This window comes from Hallella sp. (assembly GCF_037460745.1).
Classification (GTDB): Bacteria; Bacteroidota; Bacteroidia; order Bacteroidales; family Bacteroidaceae; genus Prevotella; species Prevotella faecis.
On record NZ_JAXVAE010000095.1, the window covers coordinates 1 to 7,708 of the forward strand.

The window sequence follows — 7,708 nt, forward strand, 5'->3', positions numbered from 1 at the left end:
AAGGTCGACAACTTAAACGGAAGGCACAAGTCGGCATATTTCGGATGGTTACGAACTACACACACACCGTCTTTCCTAAGCCGTTTTTAGACAAGAAAGGCCGAAACCCCTTCGTAGGGTTTCGGCCTTTCCAATATTTATCGTTCTGTTTCATTGCACCTTTTCTCGCCATGGCAAAGCCCAATCAAGCTCAGCTCTGCTCATCTGGCTTGGTGCGAAATCATCACTTCAGATCCGACCACTTGGGGGGATCTACTTTGTAGAGGTGCTTCACGAAGAAGTCGAAACGCTTGTGCTCGCCAAAGGCCTCGCCCATGGTGTGGCGGGCTCCAGGAATGACGATGAGGTCAAAGTCCTTACCAGCCTTCTCCAAAGCGTTGACCACCTGATAGGTGCTTGCAGGATCCACGTTGTTGTCGATCTCGCCAACAGCCAACATCAATGGGCGCTCCAACTTGTGGGCGTTGTAAACATTGCTGCACTCCACGTAGCTTGAGTCGACGGGCCATCCCATCCACTGCTCGTTCCACCAAATCTTGTCCATACGGTTGTCGTGGCATCCGCATGAGCTATAGGCGCACTTGTAGAAATCACCGTGGAACAACAGGGCGGTTGTCGATTCCTGTCCACCTGCCGACATGCCGTAGATACCCACGTTGTTGGCGTCCATGTAAGGATACTTGGCGGCAGCGGCCTTGATCCACTGAATGTGGTCGGGCAGTCCGGCGTCCTTCAGGTTCTTATAGCAGATCTCCTCAAACTTCTTGCCACGGTAGCTTGTGCCCATACCGTCGACCTGAACCACGATGAAGCCCAACTCGGCCAGAGCCGTGGCATTCCAGAAGAACGGGGTGAACGACTTGGGAACGTAAGCGTCGCCAGGTCCTGCATAAATGTATTCGATGATGGGATAAGTCTTCGACGGGTCGAAGTTGGTGGGACGGTAGATGAGTCCCCACATGTCGGTCTTTCCATCGCGACCCTTCGCCTTGAATATCTCAGGAGCCACCCAGCCATTGGCCTTCAGCTTCGAGATGTCGGCCGTCTCAAGCGTCTTCAGCAGCTTGCCGTCAACGGCGCTTCGCAACTCGGTTACAGGAGGCACATCGGTCTTGCTGTAAACATCTACCAGGTATTTGTAGTCGGGTGAGAACACGGCGTAGTGGTTGCCCTCAGCCGGGGTGAGACAGGTCATGTTCTTGCCGTCGAAGTCGATTCTATAATAATGTACGAGATAAGGATCCTCGTCCTTGTTGACGCCCGAAGCCGAGAAGTAAATAACGCGGTTGGCCTCATCCACATACTGCACCTTGCGCACAAACCAGTCGCCCTTGGTAATCTGGCGAGGCTGTGCCATGCGGCCCTTCTTGTCGGGGCGCACGTCATAGAGGTAGATGTGGTTCCAGTTGTCGCGCTCCGAGATCCAAAGCATCTGCTTGCTATCGTTGATAAACTGGCGCCACAGGCGATAATAATTGATGAACGTTTTGGCGCGCTCCTCCACAATGGTGCGGAATCCGCCCGTATTGGCATCCATGGCCAGCACCTGATAGAGTTTGTGCCCACGCTGGTTATACTCCATGGTCACCTCGCGGCTATCGGGCGACCACCAGAACCAGTTGAGCTCATACTGGTTTTCGATGGTGCGCGGGTCGCCTTCCACCTTCTTCACAGTCATGCCATCAATAAGGCTTCCCTTCGGATTCTTGGCCATTGCGGCCGAATCGGGAACCGTAAGGGTGAAGATCACAGGCCAGTGCTGCGGCAGTTCGTCGCCAGGCTTGGCATATTCCTGCTTGTGGAGATAAGGCTGCTCTTGGTCGGCGGGCGACGACTCTACATAGTAAACGTAACGCTTCTCAACCTTGTTGCGCTTGCAAACGAAGATCTTGCGTGAGTCGGGGCTCCAATAGATGTCGGAACTGTAGTAGCGGCCGATGGTTCCGTCTTGCGAGAGGGCGCGCTTCTTCGACCAGGGCTTGCCCACCTCGTGAACATATACGTTGTTGTTCTCAATCCACGCATCAAGCTTGCCGTCGGGCGAAGCCACCACACGTTGGTCCTGCTCGTCGTAGGTATCCATCCAGAAAGGCTCTTTATGGCGGAACGGATCGTTGTAGGTGCGCTGACCATTTGCGTTGCGACGCTCCTTCATGCCGAGCGCCTTCTTCATCTCCCTCTCAGAGTTGTAGGTCTTTGAGATACCCGACGTCACATCGTATGATATATAACGTCTTCCATCTTGTGTGTCGATGTAATAGTGCAACACTGAGGAAGAATCCTTCCATCCGATGTCGTGTGCCCAATGGGCAACGGTCTTTTGTTGGAACTTGCTTTGAAGACTGTAGGCCCGCTTGTAGTCGGCCGCCGTACCTTGGGCGCGTACGGCCGTGGCGGCGAGGGTCAATGCCGCCAGTCCAATCAATTTTAATTTCATAGTGATGTATTTAAAGTTAATGGAATAAACAGCTGGGAGGTCAAGCTCATCGGCCCGACTTGTAGCACAAAGCCGCACCAATGGCCGTGCAAAACTCCGAGTATTTAGGAATTATGAAATGCACATTGTAGAGCTTTTCCATCGCTGGGAACACCTTTTGGCATTGAGGCAGCAGCGTCAGGTTGCCGATGAGCACATACTTACGGATGCCCGTGTTGAGCGACGCGAGTATGCAGCTCGACCCAATGGTTTGCAGCACCGTGGTGATGATGCCCAGTGCCGTATCCTCGCGGGAGGCGTCGCTCTTGGCGTTTCCGAAGAGAGAGGCCGTGGCGTTCTTGGGAAGGCCGGGCAACGGACTGGGACTGATGTCGCCAATCTGCACGTCGATATTTGCCGAGTTGCCCTGCATGGCCAGGCTCACCACCTGCTTGATGTCGTCGGTTTGCAGCATGATGCGGCTCAGTCCGGCAAGCGTTCCACCGCCAAGGCCCAGTCCACCAATGTGGCGAATGTCGTCGCCGTCGCACTGCACAAGGCTCGTGCCCGTTCCCATCGACACCACGAGCATGCGGTTGATGCCCGTTTCGTAGCGCGCTCCCAAGCCATCGGCTATAAACTCCTCGGCCTTCTCCGTTGGCAAGCCATAGACGGGCGAGTTGATGTAGGCCGATCCCACGCCCGTGATCATCACGCGCTCAATGTCCTCCAGTCGTATTTTGTTGTCGTATAGATATTTTCCAAACGCTCCATAGAGGGATGTCACCGGGTCGGTGGCTTTGATGCGAATGGGCGACACCACATCGCCTTCCTTGTTGATTCCAACAATCTTGGTGGTGCTGATGCCCACATCTATTCCTATTACCATAAAGTGTGAGTTAATTGGGTTGGTTTTGCATGTTGGCTTTGCGCCTATCGGTAGATGTAATAGCTTCCGCCATCGCTTTCCGCATACTTGCGCAACAATTGTTGTATGTACTCGGCGTTCTCACGCACATGGCTCTCATCGCCGTCGTAACCATTGATAAGCACCATGAGGTGGGTGGTTTCGAGCGTGATCTTGGTGCGCTCATTGTCGGAGGTGGGCGTTCCCACGCCACCCTTCTCGTCGCGGTAGACGGGCAGTCCGGCAATGTTTATCATTCCACGGCCTATGCCCTCGTAAGGCTCTCCCTCACGCCCGATGCCGAGCGTCAGCGTGTCGCCCACCATCTTGTCGGCGTCGAATCCGCCAATACTGTACCCGTAGGCTATGCTGGCCAAGTTCACCAGGTCGACCAGTGTGTCGATTTGATAGAGCGCCTTGCCCTGCAACTGCCGGCGGATGAGCGCCTCCGAGGCGGGACGATAGCGCGAGGGGTCCTTGCCGCAGGCGCGGTAAACCCGACGTGTGGCGGCAATGCCCGAAAGCTCCTTTACCGTATCGGTGGTCAGGAAGCTCCGATAGCGCTCGCCCAGCGCCTCTATCTCCTCCCACAAAGCCGCGCAATAAGGCGTGTTTCTGACGGAGGCTTCCACACAAGCCCCCACGAAGGTAGGACAGGCTTGTTCGATATCTTGGCTTACTATGACATTCATGCGTTAATGATAGGATATTATATCCGCAAAGTTATATAAAAACCCATGAGCATGAAAGGAAAAAACGCTGAAAAGTTTCGTTAAATCACAAATTTGGACTAAAATGCCATTGATTGGAACATTTTCGTGAAGCCGTGGCAAGAAAAGATGCCGTGAAAAGGATGATATTGCGCGAGGAGCACGGGACGGAGGAACTTTACCACTTATGTTTTGAAAACATTCTTCGTGCCTTTGGCGTTTATTCGATTCTTTTTTTGTAAGTTTGTCGATGTTTTGATAGTCGTTGCTGTTGGCGAAAGGCCAACGACGCAATCATAAAATCATGGAAATGGACATAACTATTCAGATGAGGACACTCGTCGAGGAGCTCAACCGCGCTTCCGACGCATATTATAATGGTCGTGGAGAACTCATGACCGACTATGAGTGGGACGCGAAGTTCGACCAGTTGAAACAGTTGGAGAGCCAATCGGGCGTGGTGTTGCCCGATTCGCCCACCCACCGTGTGTCGGCCGACACCACGATCGGCAAGAAAGAGGAGCATGAGTTTTCGGCCCTCTCATTGGCGAAAACCAAGCAACCCGCCGACTTGGTGAAATGGGCAGAGGGCCGTCCCATTTGGATGTCGTGGAAGCTCGACGGCCTGACGTTGGTCGTTACCTACGACGAGGGGCAGCTCACCAAGGTGGTGACACGTGGCGACGGACACATCGGAACCAACATCACCCACCTGGCACAAGCCATCAACGGAATTCCCGCAACCATCCACGCCACGGGCCATGTGGTGGTGCGCGGCGAGGCCGTCATCTCGTATGAGGACTTTGAGCGGTTCAACTTGGAGAGCGACGAGGAGTATGCCAATCCCCGCAACCTGGCTTCGGGATCGCTCACCCTGAAGGATCCGCGCGAGGTGGCGCAACGCCATATCCGCTGGATACCGTTCACACTGGTCCACACCGACGAGGAAATACCCACGTGGGGAGCACGCATGGACTGGCTGACGAAGGCCGGACTGGGCGCCGTCGACCACGAACGCATCGACGATCCCACACTGGAGCATGTGGAGGCGGCCATCGAGCGCTGGACGGAGAAGGTAACCAAGCGCGAGAACCCCTACCCCGTCGACGGCCTGGTCATTGTTTACGACGATGCCGAATACGCCGCAACGGGTTCGGTGACGGGCCACCACGCCACACGCGCCGGCTACGCCTTTAAGTGGGCCGACGAGAGTGCAAGCACTGAGCTCGACCATGTGGAATGGAGCTGCGCCGCATCTACCATCTCGCCTGTGGCCGTGTTCCGCCCCGTGGAGCTCGAGGGCACCACGGTGAAACGCGCCTCACTCTGCAACATCAGCGAGTGTGAGCGCCTGGGAATGGGCGGAAAGGGAACGCTGCTGGAGGTTATCAAGGCCAACAAGATCATCCCGAAGGTCATCAAGGTGAAGCAAGCCGTGGGACCATTCAGCATCCCCGATCGGTGCCCCGTGTGCGGATCGCCCACACGGGTCGATGTGAGCCCAGCAAGCGGCACCAAGACCTTACATTGCACCCATGCCGCCTGCCCCGCCAAGCAACTGAGGAAGTTTGCGCGATTCGTGTCGAAGCAGGGTGTCAATGTCGACGGCATCTCCGAGCAGACCTTACAGAAGTTCATCAACTTAGGATGGATTCGCGACTATGCCGACATATTCGACCTGCCCACCCACGCAATGGAAATAGCCGCCTTGGAGGGCTTTGGCGTCAAGTCGGCCACCAACATTCGACAGTCGGTGGAGCGCGCTCGCAAGGTGGAGGCGCGCCGATTGTTGTACGCCTTGTCAATCCCCCTGTGCGGACAGGATGTTTGCAACCGCTTGCTGTCGGCCTATTCCCTCAACGATCTCATAGCCTTAGCCGAGGGAAACGTGCGCCCCACAGACCTCTTCACCCCATCGGCCGAGGAAACGCTGGCCATGATTCCAGGCATCGGCCCCGAGAAGGCCAAGTCGTTTGTGGCGTGGTTCGACCAGGAGGAGCATCGCTCCGTAATGGCTCGCCTGCTCAACGTGCTCACGGTGGAGCAAACGTCGACCGCCGCTACGGGCGAGAAGTGCAAGGGATTGGTGTTTGTCGTTACGGGCGATGTGCATCATTACAAGAACCGCAACGAGTTGAAGGCCTACATTGAGAGTCAGGGGGGAAAGGTGACGGGCTCGGTAAGCAAGTCGACCTCCTACCTTATCAATAACGATGTGACCTCCACCAGTAGCAAGAACCAGAAGGCCCATCAGTTTAACATACCCATTATCTCGGAAGACGAGTTTGTGGAACGGTTTGGATAACGGTCCTCCCCGCACGCCTGTTTATGCGTTTCGCATGGGCTTTTATTCCAAAATCAGGTTGTTATACACTTATTTTTCGTAACTTTGCACTCAGTATGAGAATAGACATTATTACCGTTTTGCCCGAGATGTTGGAGGGCTTCGTAAACGAGAGCATATTGGCCCGTGCCCAGAAGAAGGGCTTGGCAGAGATACATTTGCATAATCTGCGCGACTATACCAGCGATAAATGGCGTCGTGTGGACGACTATCCCTATGGTGGTTTTGCCGGCATGGTGATGCAGTGTGAGCCCATCGACCGCGCCATCAGCGCCTTGAAGGCCGAGCGCGACTACGACGACGTGATCTACGTGTCGCCCGATGGCGAGCGCTTCGACCAGAAGATTGCCAACGGCATGAGCCTGCAGAAGAACCTCATCATCCTTTGCGGCCACTACAAGGGTATCGACCAGCGTATCAGGGAGCACCTCATCACCCGCGAGATCAGTGTGGGCGACTATGTGCTGACGGGGGGCGAGCTGGCTGCCGCCTGCATCGCCGACGCCGTGGTCCGACTGGTTCCGGGTGTGATAAGCGACGACCAGAGCGCCCTTTCCGACTGTTTCCAAGACGATTTGCTGGCGGCGCCCATCTACACGCGCCCCGCAGAGTACAAGGGTTGGCGCGTGCCCGACATCTTGCTTTCGGGCAACGAGGCCAAGATTAAGCAGTGGGAGATGGACCAAGCCATGGAGCGCACCAAGCGTTTGCGCCCCGACCTGCTGAAGAAATAACTGAAGCTGACACCTGTTTCGGCAGATAAGAATCATCCATACGTTGGGTTCTTATCTGCCGAAATTCGTTTTAGGGCCTCAACGCTCACTCATGCAAACTATTTACAAGGCTCCCGCTTTAGCCGCCTAAGAGGCAGAAATCATTGTGGCTCACATTCCAATTTTCGCAACAACCTATATTGAAATCTACACATTTGTTTTCCATCACAGAAATATTTGGCGCAAATATGCGACTCTTAGCATATTTTCGTAATCGTCTAACATTCAACTACTTACAGGCAAAGTTCCTTGTTCAATATTCCACATTTAACATTCCACATCATAAAACATGCCTAATCGAGGTGCGGAAGACGCCCATCGGCACTGCGAAAGACGCCAAACGGTGGCTCGTTTAGGCATGTTTTGCAACTCGAAAAATGCCTAAACGCAAATTCATGGTTCGTTCGCGCCAGTAAGATTCCACAAAAATGGCAATTTCGCTCACTGGTTTGAGCAAAATCCCGACACAACTTTTTAACCAAAAATCACAACTCCTTCCTTTCCGGTAACTATTCAGCGAAAGGGCATGGCGGGGTATCAAGCCTCAAATAAGGCTTG

General features: G+C 54.4%; 5 protein-coding genes. 2 read left to right on the forward strand and 3 right to left on the reverse strand.

Annotated features, from left to right (window positions below):
• Nucleotides 1-223: 223 nt before the first annotated feature.
• The 3 genes from WKK33_RS05715 to WKK33_RS05725 are packed head-to-tail and all read right to left on the reverse strand — an operon-like array spanning nt 224 to nt 4,015.
• Nucleotides 224-2,437, reverse strand: a complete 2,214-nt coding sequence (locus WKK33_RS05715) for a prolyl oligopeptidase family serine peptidase (protein ID WP_337569693.1) — start codon at nt 2,435-2,437, stop codon at nt 224-226.
• A gap of 46 nt (nt 2,438-2,483) precedes the next feature.
• Nucleotides 2,484-3,305, reverse strand: a complete 822-nt coding sequence (coaW, locus tag WKK33_RS05720) for a type II pantothenate kinase (protein ID WP_215759955.1) — start codon at nt 3,303-3,305, stop codon at nt 2,484-2,486.
• A gap of 44 nt (nt 3,306-3,349) precedes the next feature.
• Nucleotides 3,350-4,015, reverse strand: coding sequence for a phenylalanine--tRNA ligase beta subunit-related protein (locus tag WKK33_RS05725; RefSeq protein ID WP_215759956.1), 666 nt, complete (start codon nt 4,013-4,015; stop codon nt 3,350-3,352).
• Nucleotides 4,016-4,343: 328 nt separating this feature from the next.
• Between WKK33_RS05725 and ligA the strand changes: the two genes are divergently transcribed.
• Both ligA and trmD read left to right on the forward strand, forming a co-directional pair.
• Complete coding sequence (gene ligA, locus WKK33_RS05730; protein WP_337932893.1) at nt 4,344-6,338, forward strand: NAD-dependent DNA ligase LigA; 1,995 nt, start codon at nt 4,344-4,346, stop codon at nt 6,336-6,338.
• A 95-nt stretch (nt 6,339-6,433) separates the two neighbouring features.
• Nucleotides 6,434-7,111, forward strand: coding sequence for a tRNA (guanosine(37)-N1)-methyltransferase TrmD (trmD, locus tag WKK33_RS05735; RefSeq protein ID WP_337932894.1), 678 nt, complete (start codon nt 6,434-6,436; stop codon nt 7,109-7,111).
• The last annotated feature ends 597 nt before the right edge of the window (nt 7,112-7,708 follow it).

Bases quoted from the DNA above. Each gene is read 5' to 3' on its own strand.
- WKK33_RS05725 (WP_215759956.1), bottom strand. From the start codon at position 4,015: ATGAATGTCATAGTAAGCCAAGATATCGAACAAGCCTGTCCTACCTTC.
- WKK33_RS05715 (WP_337569693.1), bottom strand. From the start codon at position 2,437: ATGAAATTAAAATTGATTGGACTGGCGGCATTGACCCTCGCCGCCACG.
- coaW (WP_215759955.1), bottom strand. From the start codon at position 3,305: ATGGTAATAGGAATAGATGTGGGCATCAGCACCACCAAGATTGTTGGA.
- trmD (WP_337932894.1), top strand. From the start codon at position 6,434: ATGAGAATAGACATTATTACCGTTTTGCCCGAGATGTTGGAGGGCTTC.
- ligA (WP_337932893.1), top strand. From the start codon at position 4,344: ATGGACATAACTATTCAGATGAGGACACTCGTCGAGGAGCTCAACCGC.